At 72.5% G+C, this 25,434-nt stretch carries 21 protein-coding genes and 1 tRNA gene; 13 read left to right on the top strand and 9 right to left on the bottom strand.

Annotation, left to right across the window (positions count from 1 at the left end):
• The first annotated feature begins 31 nt into the window (after nt 1-31).
• The 4 genes from OG550_RS19755 to OG550_RS19740 all read left to right on the top strand — a co-directional run bounded on the left by OG550_RS19755 (nt 32) and on the right by OG550_RS19740 (nt 6,863).
• A complete protein-coding gene (locus tag OG550_RS19755; RefSeq protein WP_327679368.1) occupies nt 32-1,486 on the top strand; it encodes an MFS transporter in 1,455 nt (484 codons plus the stop codon).
• 128 nt (nt 1,487-1,614) lie between these two features.
• Nucleotides 1,615-2,394 (top strand): alpha/beta fold hydrolase, encoded by a 780-nt coding sequence (locus OG550_RS19750; protein WP_327679366.1) that lies wholly within the window; start codon nt 1,615-1,617, stop codon nt 2,392-2,394.
• Between the two features lie 284 nt (nt 2,395-2,678).
• Complete coding sequence (gene hrpA, locus OG550_RS19745) at nt 2,679-6,668, top strand: ATP-dependent RNA helicase HrpA (RefSeq protein WP_442906031.1); 3,990 nt, start codon at nt 2,679-2,681, stop codon at nt 6,666-6,668.
• 121 nt (nt 6,669-6,789) lie between these two features.
• Nucleotides 6,790-6,863, top strand: a tRNA-Asp gene (locus OG550_RS19740).
• 364 nt (nt 6,864-7,227) lie between these two features.
• Here OG550_RS19740 and bldC read toward each other — a convergent pair.
• Both bldC and OG550_RS19730 read right to left on the bottom strand, forming a co-directional pair.
• Nucleotides 7,228-7,434, bottom strand: coding sequence for a developmental transcriptional regulator BldC (gene bldC, locus OG550_RS19735; protein WP_014137253.1), 207 nt, complete (start codon nt 7,432-7,434; stop codon nt 7,228-7,230).
• A gap of 529 nt (nt 7,435-7,963) precedes the next feature.
• Nucleotides 7,964-8,893, bottom strand: coding sequence for a hypothetical protein (locus OG550_RS19730; protein WP_327679363.1), 930 nt, complete (start codon nt 8,891-8,893; stop codon nt 7,964-7,966).
• Between the two features lie 233 nt (nt 8,894-9,126).
• Between OG550_RS19730 and OG550_RS19725 the strand changes: the two genes are divergently transcribed.
• Nucleotides 9,127-10,287 (top strand): Glu/Leu/Phe/Val dehydrogenase dimerization domain-containing protein, encoded by a 1,161-nt coding sequence (locus tag OG550_RS19725; protein ID WP_442906030.1) that lies wholly within the window; start codon nt 9,127-9,129, stop codon nt 10,285-10,287.
• Between the two features lie 392 nt (nt 10,288-10,679).
• The gene (locus OG550_RS19720) at nt 10,680-10,937 is read left to right on the top strand and encodes a DUF3073 domain-containing protein (RefSeq protein WP_327679361.1); all 258 of its coding nucleotides are present in this window, start codon (nt 10,680-10,682) and stop codon (nt 10,935-10,937) included.
• 233 nt (nt 10,938-11,170) lie between these two features.
• On the opposite strand, the gene purM is transcribed toward OG550_RS19720, so the two are convergent.
• The 3 genes from purM to OG550_RS19705 all read right to left on the bottom strand — a co-directional run bounded on the left by purM (nt 11,171) and on the right by OG550_RS19705 (nt 15,083).
• Nucleotides 11,171-12,256, bottom strand: coding sequence for a phosphoribosylformylglycinamidine cyclo-ligase (gene purM / locus OG550_RS19715; RefSeq protein WP_327679359.1), 1,086 nt, complete (start codon nt 12,254-12,256; stop codon nt 11,171-11,173).
• 77 nt (nt 12,257-12,333) lie between these two features.
• A complete protein-coding gene (gene purF / locus OG550_RS19710; RefSeq protein WP_327679357.1) occupies nt 12,334-13,917 on the bottom strand; it encodes an amidophosphoribosyltransferase in 1,584 nt (527 codons plus the stop codon).
• A 290-nt stretch (nt 13,918-14,207) separates the two neighbouring features.
• The gene (locus OG550_RS19705; protein WP_327679355.1) at nt 14,208-15,083 is read right to left on the bottom strand and encodes a diacylglycerol kinase; all 876 of its coding nucleotides are present in this window, start codon (nt 15,081-15,083) and stop codon (nt 14,208-14,210) included.
• 126 nt (nt 15,084-15,209) lie between these two features.
• Here OG550_RS19705 and OG550_RS19700 point away from each other — a divergent pair, with 126 nt between their 5' ends.
• Together OG550_RS19700 and OG550_RS19695 are read left to right on the top strand one after the other, a co-directional pair.
• Nucleotides 15,210-16,493, top strand: a complete 1,284-nt coding sequence (locus tag OG550_RS19700; protein WP_327679353.1) for an adenylosuccinate synthase — start codon at nt 15,210-15,212, stop codon at nt 16,491-16,493.
• 158 nt (nt 16,494-16,651) lie between these two features.
• Nucleotides 16,652-17,275, top strand: coding sequence for a GNAT family N-acetyltransferase (locus tag OG550_RS19695; protein WP_327679351.1), 624 nt, complete (start codon nt 16,652-16,654; stop codon nt 17,273-17,275).
• 97 nt (nt 17,276-17,372) lie between these two features.
• Here the strand turns inward: OG550_RS19695 and OG550_RS19690 are convergent, their stop codons facing one another.
• A complete protein-coding gene (locus OG550_RS19690; protein ID WP_327679349.1) occupies nt 17,373-17,522 on the bottom strand; it encodes a hypothetical protein in 150 nt (49 codons plus the stop codon).
• A 287-nt stretch (nt 17,523-17,809) separates the two neighbouring features.
• Between OG550_RS19690 and OG550_RS19685 the strand changes: the two genes are divergently transcribed.
• Both OG550_RS19685 and metG read left to right on the top strand, forming a co-directional pair.
• The gene (locus OG550_RS19685; RefSeq protein ID WP_327679347.1) at nt 17,810-18,934 is read left to right on the top strand and encodes a damage-control phosphatase ARMT1 family protein; all 1,125 of its coding nucleotides are present in this window, start codon (nt 17,810-17,812) and stop codon (nt 18,932-18,934) included.
• 181 nt (nt 18,935-19,115) lie between these two features.
• Nucleotides 19,116-20,846 (top strand): methionine--tRNA ligase, encoded by a 1,731-nt coding sequence (gene metG / locus OG550_RS19680; RefSeq protein WP_327679345.1) that lies wholly within the window; start codon nt 19,116-19,118, stop codon nt 20,844-20,846.
• 213 nt (nt 20,847-21,059) lie between these two features.
• Here metG and OG550_RS19675 read toward each other — a convergent pair whose 3' ends face one another.
• On the bottom strand, nt 21,060-21,551 hold the full coding sequence (locus OG550_RS19675; protein WP_327679343.1) for a MarR family winged helix-turn-helix transcriptional regulator: 492 nt from the start codon (nt 21,549-21,551) through the stop codon (nt 21,060-21,062).
• A gap of 175 nt (nt 21,552-21,726) precedes the next feature.
• Between OG550_RS19675 and OG550_RS19670 the strand changes: the two genes are divergently transcribed.
• The 3 genes from OG550_RS19670 (at nt 21,727) to OG550_RS19660 (ending at nt 22,997) form a co-directional block, all read left to right on the top strand.
• Nucleotides 21,727-22,131, top strand: coding sequence for a DMT family transporter (locus OG550_RS19670; RefSeq protein WP_327679341.1), 405 nt, complete (start codon nt 21,727-21,729; stop codon nt 22,129-22,131).
• A gap of 98 nt (nt 22,132-22,229) precedes the next feature.
• The gene (locus OG550_RS19665) at nt 22,230-22,580 is read left to right on the top strand and encodes a DMT family transporter (protein ID WP_327679338.1); all 351 of its coding nucleotides are present in this window, start codon (nt 22,230-22,232) and stop codon (nt 22,578-22,580) included.
• Between the two features lie 93 nt (nt 22,581-22,673).
• On the top strand, nt 22,674-22,997 hold the full coding sequence (locus OG550_RS19660; protein ID WP_327679336.1) for a DUF6087 family protein: 324 nt from the start codon (nt 22,674-22,676) through the stop codon (nt 22,995-22,997).
• Between the two features lie 339 nt (nt 22,998-23,336).
• Here OG550_RS19660 and OG550_RS19655 read toward each other — a convergent pair whose 3' ends face one another.
• Nucleotides 23,337-24,293: a class I SAM-dependent methyltransferase gene (locus OG550_RS19655; protein ID WP_327679334.1), complete on the bottom strand. Its 957-nt coding sequence runs from the start codon at nt 24,291-24,293 to the stop codon at nt 23,337-23,339.
• A gap of 29 nt (nt 24,294-24,322) precedes the next feature.
• Nucleotides 24,323-25,408, bottom strand: a complete 1,086-nt coding sequence (locus tag OG550_RS19650; RefSeq protein ID WP_327679332.1) for an NAD(P)/FAD-dependent oxidoreductase — start codon at nt 25,406-25,408, stop codon at nt 24,323-24,325.
• Nucleotides 25,409-25,434 lie beyond the last annotated feature (26 nt).

Here is a 25,434-nt window from a genome sequence, read left to right as displayed (position 1 = left end):
CCCGTCCCCGTCCCCGAAAGGCCGTCCCCCCATGCCCCCGTCCGCCGGCGCCGAGCAGGCGTCCGGGCCGCGTCACTCGGGTCTCCTCCTGGCCCTGCTGGCGTTCGCCCAGTTGATCGTGTCGATCGACTACAACATCGTCTACGTGGCACTCCCCGAGATCGGCGACGGCCTCGGCTTCTCCGCCCAGAACCTGCAGTGGGTGGTCAGCGCCTACGCGGTGGCCTTCGGCGGGTTCCTGCTCTTCGGCGGCCGCGCCTCCGACCTGTTCGGACGCCGCCGGATGTTCGTCCTCGGCCTGCTGCTGTACGCCGGCTCCTCGCTGATCGGCGGACTGGCCACCGCCCAGGGCCTGCTGGTCGCGGCCCGCGCCCTCCAGGGGCTCGGCGGCGCCTTCCTCTTCCCCGCCACCCTCGCCCTGGTGGTCACCAGCTTCGCCGAGGGCCGCGAGCGCAACCGGGCGCTCTCGGTCTGGGCGGCGGCCGGCGCCAGCGGCATGATCATCGGCTCGCTGGCCGGCGGCGTGCTGACCTCGGCCTTCGGCTGGGAGGCGGTCTTCTACGTCAACGTGCCGCTCGCCGGCGGCGCCGCGCTGCTCGCCCCGCGGCTGATCCGCGCCGACGGGCCGCGCGAGCAGGGCCGCTCCTTCGACCTGCCCGGCGCACTGACCGCCACCGCCGGCGCCACCCTGGTGGTCTTCACGCTGGTCCAGGCACCCGCCTCCGGCTGGACCTCGCCGCTGGTGCTGACCACCGCCGTCCTGGGCCTCGCCCTGGTCGCCGCCTTCCTGGCGATCGAGGCCCGCACCGCCGACCCGCTGATGCCGCTGCGGCTCTTCCGCAACCGCAACCTCTCCACCGGCGTGGTCACCACCTTCCTCTTCATGGCCTCCTTCGGCACCCTGCTGTACTTCCTGACCGTCTACTTCCAGACCGTGCACGAGTACAGCGCGCTGCGCACCGGCGTGGCCTTCCTGATCCCGATGGCCTGCGGCTTCCTCGGCTCGATGCTGGGCGGCCGGCTGGCCACCCGGTTCGGCGCCCGCACCACCCTGGCCGCCTCCTTCGTCCTCGGCGCGCTCGGCACCGCCGTGATGGCCCTGGCGATGGAACCGGACGGCTCGTACGTCTCGCTGCTGCCCGGCCTGGTCGTGCTCAGCCTCTGCCAGGGCGTCATCTTCACCACGATGTTCTCGGCCTCCGCGACCGGGGTGCACCCCTACGAACAGGGCATCGCCTCCGGCATCGTCTCCACCGGCCAGCAGGTCGGCAGCGCGGTCGGCCTGGGCGTCCTGGTGGCGATCGCCAACTCCGGCACCTCCGGACTGACCGGGGAGGCGTTCCGCTCGGCCACGACCGACGGCCTGCGCACCGCCGTCCTGGTCGCCACCGGCGGGATCGTCGTCCTGGTCCTGGTCGCGTTCGGCTTCGAACGCGCCCCGCGCCCGGTGGCCGCCGCCGAGACCCCCGCCGAGAGCCTGGCCTGACCGGCCCGGCCGGCACGTCCGTCCGACACGGACGTCCGTCCCACCCGCACGCCCGTCCCGTTCACACGTCCGTCCCAGACGGACGTCCGTCCCACCGCGACCCCGACACTCCGAGGAGAACCGCCACCATGCCCATCGCCTCCACTCCCAGCGCCCGCGTCTCCTACCAGGTGGACGGCTCCGGCCCGGGCCTGGTCTTCGTGCACGGCACCGGCTTCGGCGCCGCGGGCACCTTCGGCCACCTCGCCGCCGACTTCACCGGCTCCCGCACCGTCGTCCTGCCGGACTACGCCGGCTGCGGCGACACCGAGGACGACGGCGGCGAGCTGACCGTCGAGCTGCTCGCCGAGCAGATCATCGGTGTGATCGAGGAGGCCGGCAACGGCCCGGTCGACCTGGTCGGCTTCTCGCTCGGCTCCGTGGTCGCCGCCGCCGTCGCCGCCACCCGGCCCGACCTGGTGCGCAGCCTGGTGCTGACGGCCGGCTGGACCCGCCCGGACGACGCCTACCTGCGCAACCACATGGCCACCTGGCTCGGCACCCGGGCCGACAGCGACGCCTTCGGCCGGTTCGGCACCCTGACCGCGTTCAGCCGCGACCACCTCAACAGCCTCCCCGCGGAGGCCGTCGAGGGCATCATCAAGGGCAACCAGCCCACCGACGGCGCGCTGCGCCACATCGACCTCAACCTGCGCGCCGACATCCGCGACCTGCTGCCCCGGATCACCGCCCGCACCCTGGTGATCGGCTGCACCAAGGACGCCACCGTCCCGGTCGAGCTGACCCGGGAGCTGGCCGAGGGGATCACCGGCAGCAGCTACGCCGAGATCGAGAGCGGCCACGTGGTGGTCTACGAGAAGCCCGCCGAGTGGGTCCGGCTGGTCGGCGACTTCATCGCGCAGGACTGACCGCCGCCCCTGCCCCGCGCACGCACGCACCGCCGCACCGCGGGCCCCGTCCGGACCGTCCGGACGGGGCCCGCCGCCGTTCCCCGGCCGCTCCCCCGCCCCCCGGCCGCCCCCCGGCCGCTCCCCCCTGGCCCGGCCCGGTCCCCGGCCCCGGAGTACCCGCCCGCCGCGCGCCCGGTGCCGCCACCGGGCCGCCGTTGGCAGCGGACCGCCGTCCCCTGTGACACTGGAGGCGCTCGAAAACCGAGGTGCGCTCCGCCGCATCTCCTTGCGAACCTAGAGGGATGCCCGCCGTGAGTTCTCCCGCAGTCCAGTCCGCCGACGCGTCCACCGAGGACCAGGGTCCCGGGATCGGCGAGCTGGCCGCGCGCCTGCCCGAGCTGACCCTGCGCGACCAGGTACGGATCGGCCGCCGGCTGGAAGGCGCCCGCAAGGTCCGCAAGCCCGAGGCCCGTCGCCAGATCGCCACCGAGATCGCCGGCGACATCGAGCGCGCCGAGCTGGTCGTCGAGCGCCGCCGGGCCGCCGTGCCCGTGATCGAGTACCCCGCCGAGCTGCCGGTCAGCCAGAAGAAGGACGAGATCCTCGAAGCCGTCCGCGACCACCAGGTGGTGATCGTGGCGGGTGAGACCGGCTCCGGGAAGACCACCCAGATCCCGAAGATCTGCCTGGAGCTGGGCCGCGGGGTGCGGGGCCTGATCGGCCACACCCAGCCCCGCCGGATCGCCGCCCGCACGGTGGCCGAGCGGGTCGCCGAGGAGCTGCACAGCCCGCTGGGCGAGGCGGTGGGCTGGAAGGTCCGGTTCACCGACCAGGTCGGGCCGGACACCCTGGTCAAGCTGATGACCGACGGCATCCTGCTGGCGGAGATCCAGACCGACCGCGAGCTGCGCCAGTACGACACTCTGATCATCGACGAGGCGCACGAGCGCAGCCTCAACATCGACTTCCTGCTCGGCTACCTCAAGCAGCTGCTGCCCCGCCGCCCCGACCTCAAGGTGATCATCACCTCGGCGACCATCGACCCGGAGCGGTTCGCCCGGCACTTCGGCGAGGCCCCGATCGTCGAGGTCTCCGGCCGCACCTACCCGGTCGAGGTCCGCTACCGCCCGGTCACCGACGAGGCCGACGACGGCGACGCCGACGAGGTGGACCGCGACCGCGACCAGATCCAGGCGATCTGCGAGGCCGCCCAGGAGCTGCAGGCCGAGGGCCCGGGCGACATCCTGGTCTTCCTCTCCGGCGAGCGGGAGATCCGCGACACCGCCGACGCGCTCGGCAAGCTGAAGCTGAGGTCCACCGAGATCCTCCCGCTCTACGCCCGGCTGAGCTCGGCCGAGCAGCACAAGGTCTTCCAGCGGTCCGGCTCCCGCCGGATCGTGCTGGCCACCAACGTCGCCGAGACCAGCCTCACCGTCCCGGGCATCAAGTACGTGATCGACCCGGGCACCGCCCGGATCTCGCGCTACAGCCACCGCACCAAGGTCCAGCGCCTCCCGATCGAGGCGGTCAGCCAGGCCAGCGCCAACCAGCGCAAGGGCCGCTGCGGCCGGACCTCGGACGGCATCTGCATCCGGCTCTACTCGGAGGAGGACTTCCTCTCCCGGCCCGAGTTCACCGACGCCGAGATCCTGCGCACCAACCTGGCCTCGGTCATCCTCCAGATGACCGCCGCGGGACTCGGCGACATCGCCGCCTTCCCGTTCCTCGACCCGCCGGACTCGCGCAACATCAAGGACGGCGTCAGCCTCCTGCACGAGCTGGGCGCGCTCGACCCGGAGGAGAAGGACGTCCGCAAGCGGCTCACCCCGCTCGGCCGCAAGCTGGCCCAGCTCCCGGTGGACCCGCGGATGGCCCGGATGGTCCTGGAGGCGGACCGCAACGGCTGCGTCCGCGACGTCATGGTGATCGCCGCCGCGCTCTCCATCCAGGACCCGCGCGAGCGGCCCGCCGAGAAGCGCCAGGCGGCCGACGAACGGCACCGCCGGTTCAACTCCGAGACCTCCGACTTCCTCGCCTTCCTCGCCATGTGGCGGTACGTGCGCGAGCAGCAGCGGGAGCTGTCCTCCTCGGCGTTCCGCCGGATGTGCAAGGCCGAGTTCCTCAACTACCTGCGGATACGGGAGTGGCAGGACATCTACTCCCAGCTGCGCACGGTCGCCAAGCAGCTCGGCGTCACGATCGAGGAGCCGCACGAGGACGCCGAGCCGGACGCCGACCGGATCCACCAGTCGCTGCTGGCCGGCCTGCTCTCCCACATCGGCCTGTTCGACGTGGAGAAGCGCGAGTACGGCGGCGCCCGCGGCGCCCGGTTCGCGGTCTTCCCCGGCTCGGGCCTGTTCAAGAAGCCGCCGCGCTGGGTGATGTCCGCCGAGCTGGTGGAGACCTCCCGGCTCTGGGCGCGGATCAACGCCAAGATCGAGCCGGAGTGGGTGGAGCCGCTGGCCGGCCACCTGGTGAAGCGCAACTACAGCGAGCCGCACTGGGAGAAGAAGTCCGGCGCGGTGCTGGCGTACGAGCGGGTCACCCTCTACGGGGTGCCGGTGGTGGCCCAGCGGAAGGTCAACTACGGCCGGATCGATCCGGAGCTCTGCCGCGAGCTGTTCATCCGCAACGCGCTGGTCGAGGGCGACTGGGAGACCCACCACCGGTTCTTCGCGGAGAACCGGAAGCTGCTCAGCGAGGTCGAGGAGCTGGAGAACCGGGCCCGCCGCCGGGACATCATGGTCGACGACCAGACCCTGTTCGACTTCTACGACAGCCGGCTCCCCGACGGGATCGTCTCCACCCGGCACTTCGACTCCTGGTGGAAGAAGACCCGGCACGACCAGCCGGACCTGCTGAGCTTCGAGAAGTCGATGCTGATCAACGACGCCGCGGACGGCGTCACCGAGGACGACTACCCGGACTACTGGCAGCAGGGGAAGCTCCGCTTCAAGCTGACCTACCAGTTCGAGCCGGGCAGCGACGCGGACGGCGTGACCGTCCACATCCCGCTGCCGGTGCTCAACCAGGTCACCGCGGAGGGCTTCGACTGGCAGATCCCGGGCCTGCGCGAGGAGCTGCTCACCGCCTGGATCAAGTCCCTGCCCAAGGCGGTCCGGCGCAACTTCGTCCCGGCCCCCGACTTCGCCAGGGCGGCGCTGCGCGAGCTGAAGGACCGCCAGGAGCCGCTGCTGCCGACCCTGGAGCACGTGCTCAAGCGGATGACGGCGATCACCGTCCCGCCGGAGGCCTGGGACGAGGAGCGCGTCCCGGACCACCTCAAGGTGACCTTCAGGGTGGTGGACGGCCGCAAGAAGCTCGCCGAGTCCAAGGACCTGGAGGAGCTGCGGCTGAGCCTGAAGCCGAAGCTGAAGGAGACGCTCTCCTCGGCGGCCTCCGGGCAGGGCATCGAGCAGTCCGGGCTGACCGCCTGGCCGGCCGCCCTGCCGGTGCTCCAGCGCACCTTCGAGCAGCGTTCCCGGGGCCATTCGCTGCGCGCCTACCCGGCGCTGGTGGACGAGGGGGACACGGTCGGCGTCAAGCTGTTCGACACCCCGCAGGCGCAGGCGCAGGCGATGTGGGCGGGCACCCGGCGGCTGCTGATGCTGACCACCACCTCGCCCGCCAAGGCGATCCAGGGCCGGCTGGGCAACCAGGCGAAGCTGGCGCTGTCGTACAACCCGCACGGGTCGATCCCGGCGATGTTCGAGGACGTGGTGGCCTGCGCGGCCGACCGGCTGATGGCCCGGGCCGGCGGGCCGGCCTGGGACGAGGCGGCGTTCACCGCGCTGCACGACAAGGTCCGGGCCGACCTGTACGACCTGTCGGCGGACACCACGCTGAAGACGGCCACCGCGCTGATCGCCTTCCACAAGGCGTCGACCCGGCTGAAGTCGGTGAGCAGCCCGGTGCTGCTGAACGCGGTGAACGACGTCCGGCTGCACCTGGCCTCGCTGGTGCACCCGGGCTTCGTCACGGCGACCGGCTGGCAGCGGCTGCCGGACCTCAAGCGGTACCTGCTCGCGGTGGACCGCCGGCTGGAGGCGCTGCCCAACCACCCGCAGCGGGACTCCCTGCAGCTGCTGAAGGTCCAGCAGGTGCAGCGGGCCTACGGGGAGCTCCTGGCGGCCGTACCGGCCGGGCAGCAGCCCTCCGAGGAGGTGCGGGCGATCCGCTGGATGATCGAGGAGCTGCGGGTCAGCTTCTTCGCCCAGTCGCTGGGCACGCCGTCACCGGTCTCCGAGAAGCGGATCATGAAGGCGATGGAGGCCGCCCGGGCGTCACTCTGAGCCCGCCCCAGCTCAGCGGGCCGGGGCCCCCAGGAGCCAGTTCGACCTGGGGGCCCACCATGGGCTACGATCTGTCTTGTTCGCAGCGCAGCAAAGCGAGTGAACGAGATCAGAACACTCTGGTCCCGTGGAGCAGTTGGTTAGCTCGCCACCCTGTCAAGGTGGAGGTCGCGGGTTCAAGTCCCGTCGGGATCGCCGTAGTCGAGAGGCCCGGAACCGTTTGGTTCCGGGCCTCTTGCGTTTGGCCTGACGCCCCCTTTACCCCGGTCTAGGTCTAGACCACAAGTGACCGTGCGTGTGACGGTCGTCACCCACCCCTTCCGGGAACCGACCGTTCGAACACCCTGCCAAGAGGGCACTAATTTAATATGTAAAATTGTACTGTCATTAACAGTAAATCCCCCCCACCCCATCCACCTCAGATCGTTATCCGGAGTTCAACATTCCGGCCGGGGTGCGCCACAACGACAGGCGTGTAGAAACAAAGAAAGGGGCCGCTTACCGGACCCGGCGGAGTCCGGTAAGCGGCCCCTTTCGAGAGCCTTGCGCCTTCGGCCGGTCAGGCCTCGGTGCGCTGAGCCGGAATACCGGCCAGCAGGGCGCGCACCTCCGCCTCGCGATAGCGGCGGTGACCGCCGAGCGTGCGAATGGACGTGAGCTTGCCGGCCTTGGCCCAGCGCGTCACGGTCTTCGGGTCCACGCGGAACATGGTGGCGACCTCTGCCGGCGTCAGCAGGGGCTCGGCATCAGGGGTACGAGCGGTCATGAGCGGCCTCCTCGGGAGAACCGAACCAGGGCGGTTCTATCCTTCAAATTCTGCACCTTGGCCCGCGATGCCCGAAATGGCATAGACGGGCCGAGTCGGTAATAGGACGAACGGCTTGTCCTGGTGTCTACAACTACACCATCCGTCCAGCCCTATCGACCAAACCGCCAAAATTGACCCCTCACGGGTTCAAGGCTGACGGATGGCGATGGACCACCCCATAACGGGCAGTCACCTAATAGTGACATTCGGTTACGAGGGGACCAGATCCCCCGTTTCCCCGCAAAGCGCGCATCGACTCCAGAACCACCCAAAAGTGGGCACGCTCACGTGAAGTTGGGCTGGTTGTCCCATTTTTGCACATAGGGGTAAGTTCGCGTCAACGGTGAGTAGTGTCACGTTCGACAGGTATTGACCCGAACCGGGACCTTGGTCATGCAGGACGGGCCGTAGGACTCTTACAGTCTTACAAGTACCACCGACGCCCGCCCGGACCCGTGGTGACAGCCCCTCAGCCGGGCGCGCACCGCTAGTTCGCGTACCGCAGCGCCAGCACCCGCCGCCAGCGCACCGTCAGCTCCTCGTACGCCCGCAGCGCCTCCGCGGTGTCCCCGGCCCGCAGTGCCCGCAGCCCGTCCTCCAGCTCCCCCGCCGAACGGTCCGCCGACAGCCGCTCCGGCCCCAGCAGGTGCACCAGCCCCCCGTAGTCCAGCTCCACCAGCGACCGCGGGTGGAACTCCTCCAGCCACCGCCCCACCTGTTCCGCGCCCCGCACCAGCTCCCCCTCCGGCACCGCCTCGCGCAGCGCCCGGTACGCCCGGGCCACCCGCCGGCGCGCCTGCGCCATCGGCGTCAGGTAGAACAACGACGCCTTCTCCCCCCGAACCCCTTCTCCCCCGTTCCGTTCCCCCGATTCCCCCTCCCCCACTCCTGCGGGGACGAAGCAGCGGTCCTCCTCCCCGAACGGCAGGAACCAGCGCACCGGCACCTCCCAGCGGCTGGTGAGGATCCACGGCCGCGCGTCCGGGTGCTCGGCCCGCCAGCGCTCCCGGTCCGCCTCCGCCGCCTCCCGGGCCGCCGGCGGCAGCGCGGTGTCCACCAGGGCCACCGGAGCCCCCGCCCGCAGCTCCTCCAGCGCCTGCCAGCTCCGCAGCCTGGTCGCCCACGGACAGACGTACAGGACCCCGTCCACGGCCCGGACGAAGGCCCGCCCGCTCTCCCGCTCCGGCAGCGCCCGGGGCGTCCGGCCGACCACCCCGGCCAGCGCCGAGCGCTGCTCCTCCAGCACCGCGGCCGCCACCGACCCCCCGGCCTCCGCCGCGTCCGGCCCGTGCTCCGCCGCGTAGGCCTGCCAGTGCGCCCGCTCGGGCTCCGGGTACGCGGCCAGCGGTTCGTAGACCCGCAGGTGCGCGGCGTAGGGCGGCAGCACGGAGGTGCGTACGACGGTCACGTCCTGCATGCTCCCACGCGCCCCCGCCGTCCGGGAGGGCGCGGTTCGCGGACGCACTCCCGCGTCGTCCGCGGACCGGGTCCGCGGACGGTCCGCGCAGCGTCCCGGCCTGCCCGTCTCACCCTTCGGACAACCGGCCCGAGCTTCGGCAAGGGGACGGACCGGCGGCTCCCCCGCGACTACGCTTCGCCCTAGGCGCCCGCACCACAGCAGCGGGCCTCGGAACTACTGGAGTCACCACAGTGACCGACGTACAGACCGCATCCACCACGCACTCCGCACCCGGCGTGCTCGGCAGGATCTTCGGCACCCCCCAGGACGGCGCCAACGGCGACGGCCACGAGCAGGTCGTGCTCTGCCACGACCGCTCCTCCGGACTCAAGGCGATCATCGCCGTCCACTCCACCGCCCTGGGCCCCGCCCTCGGCGGCACCCGCTTCTTCCCGTACGCCTCCGAGGAGGCGGCACTGGAGGACGCCCTCAACCTGTCGCGCGGCATGTCCTACAAGAACGCGCTGGCCGGGCTCGACCTCGGCGGCGGCAAGGCCGTCATCATCGGCGACCCGAACAAGGACAAGAACGAGGCGATGCTCCGCGCCTACGGCCGCTTCGTCGAGTCGCTGCGCGGCCGCTACATCACCGCCTGCGACGTCGGCACCTACGTCCAGGACATGGACGTCGTCGCGCGCGAGACCGAGTTCGTGACCGGCCGCTCGCCCGAGAACGGCGGCGCCGGCGACTCCTCCATCCTGACCGCGTTCGGCGTCTTCCAGGGCATGCGCGCCTCGGCCCAGGCCCGCTGGGGCCAGCCGACCCTGCGCGGCAAGCGGGTCGGCGTCGCGGGCGTCGGCAAGGTCGGCCACTACCTGGTCGGCCACCTCGTCGCGGACGGCGCCACGGTCGTCGTCACCGACGTCTCGGAGACGGCCGTGAACCGCGTGCGCGCCGCCCACCCGGAGGTGGAGGTCGTCGCCGACACCGCCGCGCTGCTCCAGGCCAAGCTGGACGTCTACGCCCCCTGCGCCCTCGGCGGCGCCCTCACCGACGACTCGGTGGCCGCGCTGGGCGAGTACGGCACCGTCGTGGTCTGCGGCGCCGCCAACAACCAGCTGGCCCACCCGGGCGTCGAGAAGGACCTCGCCGACCGCGGCATCCTCTACGCCCCGGACTACCTGGTGAACTCCGGCGGCGTCATCCAGGTCGCCGACGAGATCGAGGGCTTCAACTTCGAGCGCGCCAAGAACAAGGCGACGAAGATCTTCGACACCACCCTGGAGATCTTCACCCGGGCCGCCTCCGACGGCGTGCCGCCGGCCGTCGCCGCCGACCGCCTGGCCGAGAAGCGGATGCGCGAGATCAGTGCGCTCCGCTCGGTGCTGCTGCCGGGGGCCCGCCGGGGCTGATCCCGCCCCGGCCCCGCCGGGAGGACCCGTGATGCGCGGGGGGCGTCCACTTCCGCCCCCCGCGCATCACAATGTGGAACCGGATTCTCACTTCTGCGCCCGATCGGGTGATCCAACGTCCCCCTTGGGGGGATAATCGATGCGGGAACAACGGACCTGAGACACCTCCGGACAGCGTGCAGAAAGCCGCAAAACCTCCCCTGACCTGGGACGACCTGGTCGCGGGTGCGGCAGGTGCGCGCCACGTCACACCGACGACGTACCGTCCAGCGGCAGAAACAGGTACCGTTAATGCTCCAAGGGACGGTTCTCCCCATTCGGGCAGGCCGCTCTTGATCATGAACACGTGTCAGACTCGGGGCCGTGAGCCCCATCGTTGAGGGGGTCGACCCATGGGGCGCGGCCGGGCCAAGGCCAAGCAGACGAAGGTCGCCCGCGAGCTGAAGTACAACAGCGGCGGGTTCGACGCCAATCGTCTCTCCAGCGAGCTGGGCGTATCGCCCTCCACCTCCCCGATCGAGCCGGAGCCGATCGAAGAGGACGAGGACGACGACCCCTACGCGGAGTACGCGGCTCGTTACGCCGATGACGGCGAGGACGACGACACCGAGTCGGGTACCGGGCCCTCCCAGGCCCGCCGTCGCGCGTAGTCTCCCAGTCTGACCGGACCGGCCTCGGTGCCCAGTGCACCGGGCCGGTCCTTCGGCGTTCCCGCGCACGGCCGCGCCCCTCGCGCGCGACCACGCCCCCGCGTGCGGCGCCCTCCCCCGCGCGACCCCGCCGTCCGGTGCGCCCCGCGCCCTGAGGACCGTCCCGCGCCGCCCGGCGGACGCGGAAGGGCCCCGCCGGCGCACTGCCGACGGGGCCCCTCCTGCGTCCGCGGTCAGCCCGCGGTGAAGCCCTCGTACGCGTTGTACAGCGCCGCGCCGCCGTCGTGCCCGTCGGCCCGCTCGACGATGTCGCCCAGCAGCCAGGACTCGACGCCGCGGTCCTCCAGGATCGACAGCACCACGTCGACCGAGTGCGGCGGGACGACCGCGACCATGCCGATGCCCATGTTGAGCGTCTTCTCGATCTCCAGGGTGGCCACCTTGCCGACCCGGGCGACGGTCTGGAAGACCGGCAGCGGGGTCCAGGTGCCGCGGTCCAGGCGGGCGTGCAGGCCGTCCGGGATGACCCGGGCCAGGTTGGCCGCCAGGCCGCCGCCGGTGACGTGCGAGAAGGCGTGGACCTCGGTGGCCCGGGTCAGCGCCAGGCAGTCCAGCGAGTAGATCCGGGTCGGCTCCAGCAGCTCCTCGCCGAGCGTCCGGCCGAACTCCTCGACCTTGCGGTCGAGCTTCCAGCCGGCCTCGTTCAGCAGCACGTGGCGGACCAGCGAGTAGCCGTTGGAGTGCAGGCCGGAGGCGGCCATCGCGATCACCACGTCGCCGGCCCGGACGCGCTCGGCGCCCAGCAGCGCGTCCGCCTCGACCACACCGGTACCGGCGCCCGCGACGTCGTACTCGTCCGGCCCGAGCAGGCCCGGGTGCTCGGCGGTCTCGCCGCCGACCAGGGCGCAGCCGGCCAGGGCGCAGCCCTCGGCGATGCCCTTGACGATCGCCGCGACCCGCTCCGGGACGACCTTGCCGACGCAGATGTAGTCGGTCATGAAGAGCGGCTCGGCCCCGCAGACCACCAGGTCGTCGACGACCATGCCGACCAGGTCGTGGCCGATCGTGTCGTGCTTGTCCATGGCGGCGGCGATCGCCACCTTGGTGCCCACGCCGTCGGTGGCCGAGGCCAGCAGGGGCCGCTCGTAGCGCTTGAAGGCGGACGCGTCGAAGAGTCCGGCGAAGCCGCCGAGGCCGCCGACCACCTCGGGGCGGCTCGCCTTCTTCACCCACTGCTTCATGAGCTCGACGGCGCGGTCGCCCGCCTCGATGTCGACGCCGGCGGCGGCGTAGGTGGCGCCGTTCTGGTTCGTGGTCACTGCGGTGCGGCCCTTTCGGGTCAGTGGGGGTTGGAACAGCGGTGGGGCCCCGGGGAGCCGGGACCCCACACGGGTCGTTACGGGCGGCGCAGCGCGTCGGCCGCGCCCGCTCCGCCGAGCAGCGACTGGACGCCGTCCAGGTCGCTGCCGCTGGTCGGCTTGCCGCGGACCGCCGGCTGCTGCTGGCCGCCCTTGATCTCGGCCTCCAGCAGGAGCTTGCCGAGCAGCGCCGGGTCCGGCAGCTCCATCGGGTACTCGCCGTCGAAGCAGGCCCGGCAGAGCCGGTCCTTCGGCTGCTTGGTGGCCTCGATCATGCCGTCGATCGAGATGTAGGAGAGCGAGTCCGCGCCGAGGGTGCGGCCGATCTCCTCGATGGTCATGCCGTTCGCGATCAGCTCCGCGCGGGTGGCGAAGTCGATGCCGAAGAAGCACGGCCACTTGACCGGCGGCGACGAGATCCGGATGTGGACCTCGGCGGCGCCCGCCTCGCGGAGCATCTTGACCAGGGCGCGCTGGGTGTTGCCGCGGACGATCGAGTCGTCGACCACGACCAGGCGCTTGCCCTGGATGACCTCGCGCAGCGGGTTCAGCTTGAGCCGGATGCCGAGCTGGCGGATGGTCTGGCTGGGCTGGATGAAGGTGCGGCCCACGTAGGCGTTCTTCACCAGGCCGGAGCCGTAGGGGATGCCGCTGGCCTCGGCGTAGCCGATCGCGGCGGGGGTGCCGGACTCGGGCGTCGCTATCACCAGGTCGGCGTCGGCCGGGGCCTCGGCGGCCAGCCTGCGGCCCATCTCCACGCGGGAGAGGTGCACGTTGCGGCCGGCGATGGAGGTGTCCGGGCGCGCCAGGTAGACGTACTCGAAGACGCAGCCCTTGGGCCTGGCCTCGGCGAACCGCGAGGTGCGCATGCCGTTCTCGTCGATGGCGATGAGCTCGCCCGGCTCGACCTCGCGGATGAAGGAGGCGCCGCAGATGTCCAGCGCCGCCGTCTCGGAGGCGACCACCCAGCCGCGCTCCAGCCGGCCCAGCACCAGCGGGCGGATGCCCTGCGGGTCGCGGGCGGCGTAGAGCGTGTGCTCGTCCATGAAGACGAGCGAGAAGGCGCCCTTGACCTTGGGCAGGACGAGCTTGGCCGTCTCCTCGATGGAGAGGTCCGGGTGGCCGGCGAGCAGCGCGGTCACCAGGTCGGTGTCGTTGGTCGCGGCCGACCGCCCGGAGCGGGAGACGTGCTCCTCACCGGGGAGTTCGGCGACCATGGCCGCCAGTTCGGCGGTGTTCACCAGGTTTCCGTTGTGCCCGAGGGCCAGCGAACCGTGGACGGTCGCCCGGAAGGTCGGCTGGGCGTTCTCCCAGACCGAGGAACCGGTGGTCGAGTAGCGGGCGTGTCCGACGGCGATATGCCCGTGCAACGACCCCAGGGAGGCCTCGTCGAAGACCTGGGAGACGAGTCCCATGTCCTTGAAGACGAGAATCTGGGAGCCATTGCTCACTGCGATGCCCGCGGATTCCTGACCGCGGTGCTGCAGGGCGTAAAGGCCGAAGAACGTGAGCTTGGCGACCTCCTCGCCGGGAGCCCAGACACCGAAGACGCCGCAAGCGTCCTGGGGGCCTTTCTCACCGGGAAGAAGATCGTGGTTGAGTCTTCCGTCACCACGTGGCACGCCTTCGAGTCTAGGGCAGTTGGCACAGGCTTCCGGAACCCGGGCGGGCGGGATTGTCGGTCGGTCGGACGGTAACGCGCGTAGACAAAACCCCTTACCCGTTGTGGATTTCGGCCGCCCCGCATTCCCCGCGCACGCGGTTGGCCTTGCGGTTCGCGCCCGTTGGCGAATTCCGTGCACGGACGGCCCTTCGCCCCGCGTTCGGCCGCCGTTCGCCCAACGTGAGCCTGCTCACCCGGGGCTTCCCGGGGCGCCCGGCGCCCCGGGGGTAGCGCTGCGCTCCGCGGCGACTACGCAGCGGGCAGCAGCAGGCCCCAGCAGCCGGGGTGGACGGTCCAGGTGCGCGCCCGGACCGGGCCGACCGGGTGACCGTCCGCCTCGTAGCCGAACCCGCGCCCGACCACCGAGACGCTGGCCGCCCGGGCCCGCAGCAGGGCGCCGGGCGTGCGGACCACGACCTCCAGCACGCCCTCGCCGAGCGCCTCGCCGGCGGGCAGCGTCACCTGGACGGCCCGGACCGGGCGGTGGACGTCCACGAGCAGCCGGCCGTCCGCCTCGACCCGGAGCCGGGAGCCGTGCTCGCCCCTGGTCTCGCCCCTGCCCTCGCCCCGGGCCTCGGCGGCGGTGAGTACGGTCCCCTGCTCGGCCGCAGCCAGTTTCGCCCATAGCGAACGCCAACCGCTCGAACGGCCGACCGGCCGACGCGTCCCTCCCCCCGGGATCCGCACCCCGCCGAGCGCCACCCCGCCCCCGTCGTCCACCAGCAGGTCGAGCTTCCGCGGCACCCCCGACAGCACCGCCCGCGCCGCCGCCACCGGGGCCCCCGGGACGCCCAGCGCCCGGGACGCCGACAGCTCGTCCGGCCGGCCCACCGGGACCACCCCCACCGCGTCCGAACCCAGCTCACGCTGGCGGTGCAGCGCCTGGAGCACCCGCTGCAGGGCCAGGTCGGAACCGATCACCACCGGTCGCCTCCGCCCCCGGTGCGAAAGCACCCGGTCGAGCTCGGACGGACTCTCCGGGTACGCCACCTTGACGTCCGCCCCGCCGGAGAGAACGTCCTTCGCGATCCGCACCGACTCGCCGTCGGTCTGCCGGGCCGCCGGGTCGAGGAGCAGCAGAAGCGGCTCGGGGCCGCCGGTTGCAGGCGTGGACAGGGACGACACAACCGGTCCTTCCTCAGGTAATCTCTCGGTGCAAGAGCCCCTTGCGCTATTGCGCCAGGGGCTTCGTCTATCTCGGGGCAGACTGCGGCCTACGCAGGATGCCCCAACCGGAAGGGGTGTACGCCTGTGCCGGCACTCGTGCTCGTTGGCGCTCAGTGGGGAGACGAGGGCAAGGGGAAGGCGACCGACCTCCTCGGCGGCTCCGTCGACTACGTCGTCCGCTACCAGGGCGGCAACAACGCCGGTCACACGGTGGTCATCGGCGACCAGAAGTATGCCCTGCACCTGCTCCCTTCCGGCATCCTCAGCCCGAACGTGACGCCGGTGATCGGCAACGGCGTCGTGATCGACCCGGGCGTGCTGCTCTCCGAGCTCAGCGGCCTGAACGAGCGCGGCATCGACACCTCCAAGCTGCTGATCTCGGGCAACGCCCACCTGATCACGCCGTACCACCGGACCCTGGACAAGGTCACCGAGCGCTTCCTCGGCAAGCGCCGGATCGGCACCACCGGCCGCGGCATCGGCCCGACCTACGCGGACAAGATCAACCGCGTGGGCATCCGGGTCCAGGACCTCTTCGACGAGTCGATCCTGCAGCAGAAGATCGAAGCCGCGCTGCACGACAAGAACCAGCTGCTGGTCAAGCTCTACAACCGCCGCGCCATCCCGGCCGAGCTGGTGCTGGAGGAGTACCTCGGCTACGCGGACAAGATCAAGCCCTTCCTGGCCGACACCACCCTGGTGCTCGACGAGGCGCTGAAGGCGAACAAGGTCGTCCTGCTGGAGGGCGGCCAGGGCACCCTGCTCGACGTCGACCACGGCACGTACCCCTTCGTGACCTCGTCGAACCCGACCGCGGGCGGCGCCTGCACCGGCGCCGGCATCGGCCCCACCAAGATCGACCGGGTCATCGGCATCCTGAAGGCGTACACCACCCGCGTCGGCTCGGGCCCGTTCCCGACCGAGCTGCTGGACGCCGACGGCGAGGCCCTGCGCCGGATCGGCGGCGAGCGCGGTGTGACCACCGGCCGCGACCGCCGCTGCGGCTGGTTCGACGCGGTCATCGCGCGCTACGCGACCCGGGTCAACGGCCTCACCGACTTCTTCCTCACCAAGCTCGACGTGCTGACCGGCTGGGAGCAGATCCCGGTCTGCGTCGCGTACGAGATCGACGGGAAGCGGGTCGAGGAGCTCCCGTACAACCAGTCGGACTTCCACCACGCCAAGCCGATCTACGAGACGCTGCCGGGCTGGACCGAGGACATCAGCGGCGCGAAGACCTTCGGCGACCTGCCGAAGAACGCCCAGGCGTACGTGAAGGCGCTGGAGGAGATGTCCGGCGCCCCGATCTCCGCCATCGGCGTCGGCCCGGGCCGGTACGAGACGATCCAGATCAACTCGTTCATCTGATCCCCTGCCGTCGGCCCCGGCGTCGACCGCGGCGGCCGACGAGCGGAGGAGGGCCCTGCGGACCATCGCGGTCCGCAGGGCCTTTCTCCGCCCTCACGCCTTTGCACTAGCGCAATGATGCATTGCATCTAGTGCATTCGCGCGCTACCTTCTCGATCATGACTGCGAAGCTCCCCGCCCCCGTCACGCTCACCGGCCGCCACGTCCGCCTGGAACCGCTCGGCCGCCACCACCTCCCCGAGCTGTGGGCCTCCATCGGCCAGGACCCGGACGTCTGGCGCTGGATCCCGTTCGCCGCCCCGACCACCGAGGAGGAGCTGGGCGCGATCCTCGACGTCCGCCTCGCCGAGGTCGCCGCCGGGACGGCCGTGAAGTTCGCCGCCGTCGACCTCGCCTCGGGGCGGGCCGTCGGCATCACCGGCTTCTACGACTTCCACGCCGAGGACGAGCTGGTCGAGATCGGCGGCACCTGGAACGCCCGCTCGGTCTGGCGGACCGGCCTCAACACCGAGTCCAAGCTGATGCTGCTCACGTACGCGTTCGAGGAGCTGGGCATGGGGCGGGTGTTCTGGAAGACGGACGCGCTCAACGACCGCTCGCGCAACGCGATCCTGCGCCTCGGCGCGAGCTTCGAGGGCATCCACCGCCGCGACAAGCGCCGGCACTCGGGGGTCTGGCGGGACAGCGCGTACTTCTCGATGCTGCGGGAGGAATGGCCGGGCGCGCGGGCACGCCTTGAGGAGCGGCTGGCCGCCGGACCGGTCGGGATCAACACGCCCTGAAAGACGGCTACTTCACCGGTCGGACCGGCACCGGCCCCGGCTCCGGCCCCGCCCGCCCCCGCCAGGACCCGCGCCACCGGGCCCGGCCGCGCAACGCCTACTTCTCGCTGTTGACGGAGGAGCGGCCCGGGACCAAGTCCCCTCCGGCGGAGCGGCGTTCCCGCGGCTGACGGCTCGCGATGATCTGCGCCACCACCCCGACGAAGAGCACCGACACCAGCAGTCCCGTCAGCAGCACGACAGCCATCAGCGATCGACCGCCGCCGCGGCCCCAACCGCCTCGCCACGAAGCCCGATGAGTTCCACACCCCAGTCATCGGCCAAAGCGGCGAGGAGGTCAAGCCCCCGCCCACACGTTCGAGCCACCTCCGGCTCCGGACCGCCGGGAGCTGCGGAGGAAGCCCGGGGACCGCCATGTTCGGCCCCCCGCCGTGGAGTTCGGGCAGGACGGCCGTCACGTCGGCCCCGGTCCGCGACGCCCGCGGCCGCATCGGCGTCCGGCCCGGTCCACCGGATGTGTCCTAAGGTCGCGCCATGACCGAGGCAGCGGTGATTCGCAGCGACGTACCCGGATCGTTCGCACGGGCGGTGTTCCACGAACGGCACCCCCGCCTGGTGGACGACGTCCTGGCCGCGCTGCCCTACGGCGCGCGGCAGCGGGCGGAGCTGGAACGGCTGCTGGCGGAGAGCACCGCCGGAGTCCTGGAGCCGCTGCCCGAGGACGCCCCCGACCATGCCGAGTGGCTGGCCTGGGGAGAGGGGCTCTGGGGGCGGCCGTGGGGCGCGGCGCCGTTCCTGTGGGCGGAGAGCTACTTCCACCGGCGGCTGCTGGAGGCGACCGGCTACTTCGGCACCGGCGTCTGGCGCGGGATCGACCCCTACGGCCCGCTCAAGGCCGCCGAGCTGGCCGGCGCGGCGGTCGACGGGTTCGGTGCCGGCCCGCAGGAGCTGCTGGCCTCCGCGCTCTGGGGCAACCGGGCCGACCTGGGCTTCCGGATCACCGCGGGCGAGGGGCCGCGGGCCGGGACGGACGCACTGGTGGCGGACGACTCGGCGGCCTTCTGGTCGGCGCTGGAACGCGGCCGGGGCGGACGGGTCTGCGTGGTGGCCGACAACGCCGGGCCCGAACTGCTGCCGGACCTCGCACTGATCGACCACCTGCTGGAGCACGGGCTCGCGGCCGAGGTCGCCCTCTTCGTGAAGCCGCAGCCGTACTTCGTCTCGGACGCGACGATGGCCGACGTGCTGGCGGCGCTCGGGCGCCTGGAGGCCACGGCGGCCGGGCGGCGGCTGCGGCGGGCGGTGGAGGACGGCACGCTGGCCGTCCGGACCGACCCGTTCTTCTGCGCGCCGCTGCCGTACGAGGCGATGCCCGCCGGCCTGCGGGCGGAGTTCGCCGGGGCGGCGCTCACCGTCCTCAAGGGGGACCTCAACTACCGCCGGCTGGTCGGCGACCGGCACTGGCCGCCGACCACGCCCTTCGCCGCGACGACCGCTCACTTCCCCTCGCCCGTCGCGGCGCTGCGCACGCTCAAGTCGGACGTCCTGGTGGGGGTGGACGCGGCGACGCTCGACCGGCTGGACGCCGCGGGGACGCCCTGGCGGACCTCCGGACGGCACGCGCTGGTCCAGGTGGACGGGGCGGCGGACCGGCGGTGAATGCGGGCGAAGGGGCACGGGTGGTTTCGCTAGGATTGGGGCCGCCCACAGTGGAACCCGCTCTGTGCGGCAGCCCGGGAGCCGGCGTGCGTGCCGGGCCCCCGTCGCGGCCCCAGAACCCTGCGCCTGTCACGGCACTCCGGGGTAGGGGTGCGTGCGGGAGAAATCGGAGCATCCGAGGATGGCTCGGCACCTGATCACCAGCGCCCTCCCCTACATCAACGGGATCAAGCACCTGGGCAACATGGTCGGGTCCATGCTGCCGGCGGACGTCTACTCCCGGTACCTGCGCCAGCGCGGGCACGAGGTGCTCTACATCTGCGCGACCGACGAGCACGGGACCCCGGCCGAACTGGCCGCCCAGGAGGCCGGGCTGCCGGTGGCGGAGTTCTGCGCGCGGGCGCACGACCAGCAGAAGGCGGTCTACGACGGCTTCCGGCTGTCGTTCGACTACTTCGGGCGCAGCTCCTCGGTGCAGAACCGGGAGATCACCCAGGAGATCGCCCGCGAGCTGCACGCCAACGGGTACATCGAGGAGCGGGCGATCCGCCAGGTGTACTCGGTCGCGGACGGCCGCTTCCTGCCGGACCGCTACATCGTCGGCACCTGCCCGCACTGCGGCTACGACAAGGCGCGCGGCGACCAGTGCGAGAACTGCACCCGCGTCCTGGACCCGACGGACCTGCTGGAGCCGCGGTCGGCGATCAGCGGCAGCTCGGACCTGGAGGTGCGGGAGACCAAGCACCTGTTCCTGCTCCAGTCGAAGCTCACCGACCAGGTGGAGCAGTGGGTCGCCGAGCACGGCGACCAGTGGCCGGTGCTCGCCTCCTCGATCGCCCGCAAGTGGCTGACGGAGGGCCTCCAGGACCGGGCGATCACCCGTGACCTGGAGTGGGGCGTGCCGGTGCCGGCCGACGTGTGGCCGGAGCTGGCGGCCGCGGGCAAGGTCTTCTACGTCTGGTTCGACGCCCCGATCGAGTACATCGGCGCCACCAAGGAGTGGTCGGACGCGGCGGCCGAGGGCGGGACGCGGGACTGGAAGTCCTGGTGGTACGAGGTCGACGAGACCGTCCGCTACACCGAGTTCATGGCCAAGGACAACGTCCCGTTCCACACGGTGATGTTCCCGGCGACGATCCTCGGCTCCCGCCGGCCGTGGAAGAAGGTCGACTACGTCAAGGCCTTCAACTGGCTGACGTACTACGGCGGGAAGTTCTCCACCAGCCAGAAGCGGGGCATCTTCACGGACGTCGCGCTGGAACTGCTGCCGGCCGACTACTGGCGCTACTTCCTGATGGCGCACGCCCCCGAGTCGGACGACTCCAGCTTCACCTGGGACCTCTTCGCCGCCACCGTCAACAAGGACCTCGCCGACACGCTCGGCAACTTCGTCAACCGGGTGCTCTCGTTCAGCCGCAAGCGCTTCGGTGACGACGTGCCGGCCGGGAACGCGGCGGGCGAGCCGGAGGAGCGGCTGGGCGCGCAGATCGCCGAACTGCTGGCCGACTACGAGACGCAGCTGGAGGCGCTCAACTTCCGCAAGGCGGCGCAGGCCCTGCGGGCCCTGTGGAGCGCGGGCAACGCGTACCTGGACGAGAAGGCGCCCTGGCTGCAGGTGAAGACCGACCCGGAGGCGGCGGCGCTGACGCTCCGGACGGCGATGAACCTGATCCACCTGTACGCGGTGGTGTCGGAGCCGTTCATCCCGACGGCGGCGGAGGCGATGCGCGGGGCGTTCGAGCTGCCGGCCGACGCCCCCGCGCGCACCCGCCGCTGGGTGGGCCCGGAGGAGGCGCGGGCGCTGGACGCCGTCCCGGCCGGGACGCCGTTCACCGTGCCGCCGGTGCTGTTCGCGAAGATCACGGACGAGGACCTGGCCGCCTGGACGGCGCGCTTCGGCGGCGGCGAGTAGGCGGGAGCAGACGAACACCGGGCGGGGGGCCACCCACCGCCGGGACGGCGCGGCCGTCCGTCTCCGTCCTGGACGGGGCGGGCGGCCGCGCCCTTCGGCGTTCCGGTGCCCGTTCCCGTTCCCCGGCCCGTGCCCGCGCCTGGGCCCGTGCCCGTTCCCGTGCCTGGGCCCGGGCACCCGTCGGCTGGCCGGGGGCGGCGCTCCGGCCCGGGTTCAGCCGAGGGAGCGGCGGGCGGTGTCGAGGAGCGGGGCGAGGTCGGGGGCGGCGCCGGCGGCCTCGTCGAGGGCGGCGGTGAGCGTCTCCTCGTAGGTGCTGCGGGCCGCGCGGTGGCGGTCGCGCCCGGCATCGGTCAGGACGGTGTAGACGCCGCGCTTGTCGTCGGGGCAGAGGTCCCGGTAGGTGAAGTCGGCCGCGTTCAGACGGGCGACCAGGCGGGTCACGGAGCTCTGGTTGAGGCCGAGCCCGGTGGCGAGGTCCTGCATCCGCAGTTCGCTCTTGGCGGCCTCGCTGAGCAGGCCGAGGGCGCGGTACTCGGAGAGGCCGAGGCCGTGCCGGCGCTGGAGGGCGGTGGCGAGGCGGCCCTCGACCTGGGCGTGCAGCGCCGTGATCCGACCCCACATGCGGGCGTCGGCCGGGGCGGGGGCGCCGTCGGCGACGGGGGCGGGGACAGGGTCCGGGGCGGCTTGGCTGGGTCGGGTGGGCATCGGGCGCTCCTGTCCGGGCGGTGCGGGTGGTCGGGTCGGGCGGTCGGCCGTGGCGGTCGTGGCGGTCGGATCGAGCCGGCGGGTTGACACGATGTTACTTGTACATGCATGCTCTTGCCCAGTCGATCTGCTTGCACATACATGCAAATACCAAGACCCCGGGGGGGTTCTTCCCATGGCCTGGATCCACCTGCTCATCGCCTCGGTCTTCGAGGTGGTCTTCGCCCTCTCCACCAACGCCACCCACGGCTTCACCGAACTGGTCCCGTCCCTCCTCACCGCAGCGGCCGCGGCCGGCGGGATCTTCTTCCTCAGCCTCGCGCTCAGGACCCTCGACGTCGGCGTCGGCTACACCGTCTGGACCGGGATCGGCTCGGTGGGGACGGTCGTCCTCGGCACCGTGATCTTCGACGAGGAGATGAACGCGGGGAAGGCCGTCGCCTTCGTGCTCATCATCGGCGGCGTCCTGGGCCTCAAGCTCGCCGACCGGCTGGGCGGGGCGGGCAAGGCGGCCCCGACCGCACAGCAGCCCGCGGCCGCGGCCCCGACGACCGCCGCCACCGGCGTCACCACCGCCTGACGGCCGCGCCCACCGCGGCACCCGCACCGCCGCGCCCGCCCCGTCGCCACGCCCGCACCGCGCACCGCCATCACAACCGCACCGCACCCACGCACCCCATGCACCCCACGAGAGAGAGTTGCACCGTCATGGCCTGGGCCTTCCTCGCAATCGCCGTCGTCTTCGAGATCGTCTTCGCCCTCGGCACCAACGCCACCAAGGGGTTCACCCGACTCTGGCCCTCCGTCCTCACCCTGACCGCCGCCGCCGGGGGCATCTACACACTGAGCCTCGCGCTCCGCACCCTCGACGTCAGCGTCGGATACACGATCTGGACGGGGCTGGGCTCGATCGGCACCGTCGTCCTGGGCGCACTGATCTACAAGGAGCGGATCACGCTCCCCAAGCTGATCTCGTTCGCCTCGATCATCGCCGGTGCGGTCACCCTCAAGCTGGCGTCAGGGATCTGACCGCACAACGGATTTCACCCGATCGTGGAATCGTCCGTCCGATCCCGATCCGCAAGACTGGCCGTCCCCGACCGATCCCCGAGGGAGGCGGCGATGGACGCCGAGGACGAACCGCTGGCCGAGTGGTACGCGAGGCGGGCGCGCCGCCGACGAGCACCCGGCACGCGCGACGCGATCACCCTGGCTCCGGGGCCCAGACGCGGGGCGCACCTGTTCCGGGACGCACCGCGGCTGGTCGTGGAGTGGGACGGCTTCGCCTGGCAGCCGGTCGCGGTGGCGGAGAGCTACGCGGAGGCGTACCCGCTGATCGTCCGGCCCGACGAGGCGGCGGGGCCGGCCACCGTCTTCCCGCAGGCGGACACCCCGGTGCCGCTGCTGCGCAAGGGCACCGGCCGCCACCGGAAGCCGGACCGGTGACCGACCGGTGACGGACCCCGGGCTCCGCCGTCCCGACTGACCTCAACCCCGCCCCACCACAGGGGAGTCGGGCGGGTGCGAGGACGACCGGCCGCTCCGTCCCCGCCACTCCCCCTCCGTCGCCCCGCCGGCACGAGCGAACCCCCGCTCGTCCTCCCCGGCGGGGCGATGCGCGTCTCCGCCCGCCCCGGCGCCGTCGTCGAGCGGCGGCCCGCCGCCGACGTCCTCGCCCGGTCCGGTCTGCCCGCCGACTGGACCCCGCCCGCCCACTGACCGGCGGTGCGGGACGGGGTGGGACCGGCCCCGCCGGGCGGGACCGGCCCCACCCGGCTACCGCGCTCAGGCCGCCCGGGCGGTGTGGACGGTGACGGCCGCGAGGTAGAAGGCGTCCGGCCGGACCAGGATGCCGGTGGGGGCCTCCGGGTCGAGCAGGGCGTCGAGGGCCGAACGGTCCGCGTCGTCCAGCTGCTCCGCCAGCTGGTCGCGGCGCCGCGAGAGGTTCACGTGCAGGTACTCGCGCGCCGCACGGTCCAGCGGGGCGGGGTGGTCGGTGAGGAAGGTGCGCGTCCCGCTCGGGACGAGGCCGGCCGCCGCCAGCATCGCCGTCCAGTCCTCCACCGCCGTGACCGTACCGGGCAGTTCGGCGCGCATCCGGCTGAAGGTGTCCTCGTGGGCGGCGTCCAGCCGGGCCTGGAGGCCGGGGCGTCCGACCCCGAGGTCGCGGGGGAGGAACCGCGCCGGCAGGCCGCGTTCGGCCACGGCCAGGACGCCGCCCGGGCGCAGCGCCCCGGCCAGGGCGGTCAACGCGGCCTGCTGGTCGCCCAGGTGGTGGATCGCGTTGGCGGACCAGATCAGGTCCGCGGTGCCGAGCGCGGCGAAGTCGTCCGGAAGGTCGGCCTGCCGGGTGGCGACGCGGCCCGCCGAACGGGTCCGGGCGCGGTCCAGCAGGGCTGCGGACTGGTCGACGGCGACCACCTCCGCGGCCGGGAAGGCGTCCGCGAGCAGGCCCGCGATCACCCCGGGACCACTGCCGACGTCGAGCACGCGGCGGACGGCGGCACCGTCCAGGAGCCCGCTCAGCCAGTGCGCGGCCTCGGTGACGGCAGGGCTCTGGAGTTCGGCCTCGCGCTCCAGGTGGGTGGCGAGGGCGTCCCAGTCGAAGTCGGTCCCGGGGCCCTGGTGGTGACCGTGGGCGTGACCGCCGCCGTGCGCGTGGCCGCTGCCGCCGCCGTGCGCGTGGCCGTGGCCGTTGCCGTGCTGGTGTCCGGGGGTCTGCGGGGAATGGTCGTGCGGCATGGCGTACTCCGATCGGTCGGGGGTGGACTTCACTGCGGTACGGCGGCGGTGGCCGTGGAGGCGGAGACGGGAGCAGGGGCGGTGGCCGCGGCGAGCGCCCGCTCGACCTCCTCGTCCACCAGGTCGTGGTTGATCGCGAAGGCGGCAGCGGCACCGGCTCCGGCGGCGGTGACCACCTGGGCGCGCGGGTCGGCGACGTTGCCCGCCGCCCAGACGCCGGGCACGCTGGTGCGGCCGGTGCCGTCGGTGGTGACCCAGCCCTGCGCGTCCCGTTCGCAGGCGAGGCCGAACAGCGGCGCGTCCCGGGGCGCCATGTGCGGGAAGACGAAGACCGCCTCGCGGGGGACCACCCGGCCGTCGGCGAGTCGGACGCCGCTCAGCCGGTCGTCCTCGACGAGCACCCGCTCGACCGGGCCCTCGACGACTCGCACGCCCCGGGCGGCCAGCCGGGCCAGGTCGGCCTCGGACGGCTCCACGGTGTGCGGGAGGAACACCACGTCCGCCGACCACTGCCGGACCAGCAGCGCCTGCTGCACCGCGCCCGGGTGGGTGCCCAGCACGCCGAGCGGCCGGTCGCGGACCTCGTAGCCGTGGCAGTACGGGCAGTGCAGCACGTCACGGCCCCACCGCTCGGCCAGGCCGGGCAGCTCCGGCAGCCCGTCGGACAGACCGGTCGCGACCACCACCCGGCGGGCCCGCAGCACCGGGCCGCCGGCCAGGCGGACGCGGAAGCCGGAAGCACCGGGGCGGGGGAGGTCGGAGCCGGGCGCACCGGCGTCCGGGAGGCCGGGGCCGACGGCGGTGTCCGGGAGCGGCTCGATGCGCTCCACCTCGGCGTCGATCAGGTCGCCCCCGTAGCCGGCGACCTCCTCGCGGCCGACCGCCAGCAGCGCGGCCGGGGCCATGCCGTCCCGCGAGAGGAAGCCCCGCAGCTGCGCGGCGGGGGCGTTGCGCGGCCGGCCGGAGTCCACCACGGCGACCCGGCGACGGGCCCTGGTCAGCACCAGTGCCGCGTTCAGCCCGGCGGCTCCCGCGCCGACCACCACCACGTCGTAGCCGTCGGGGGCCACCCCCTCGGAGCCGGGTCGGATCGGTCGGATCTGCTTGTCGCCCACGGCGATCACCTCCACCGCCAGGCTGC

Source organism: Kitasatospora sp. NBC_00458 (assembly GCF_036013975.1).
In the GTDB taxonomy this organism is placed as follows: Bacteria; Actinomycetota; Actinomycetes; order Streptomycetales; family Streptomycetaceae; genus Kitasatospora.
This window is presented reverse-complemented; position numbering and strand designations above follow the sequence as displayed.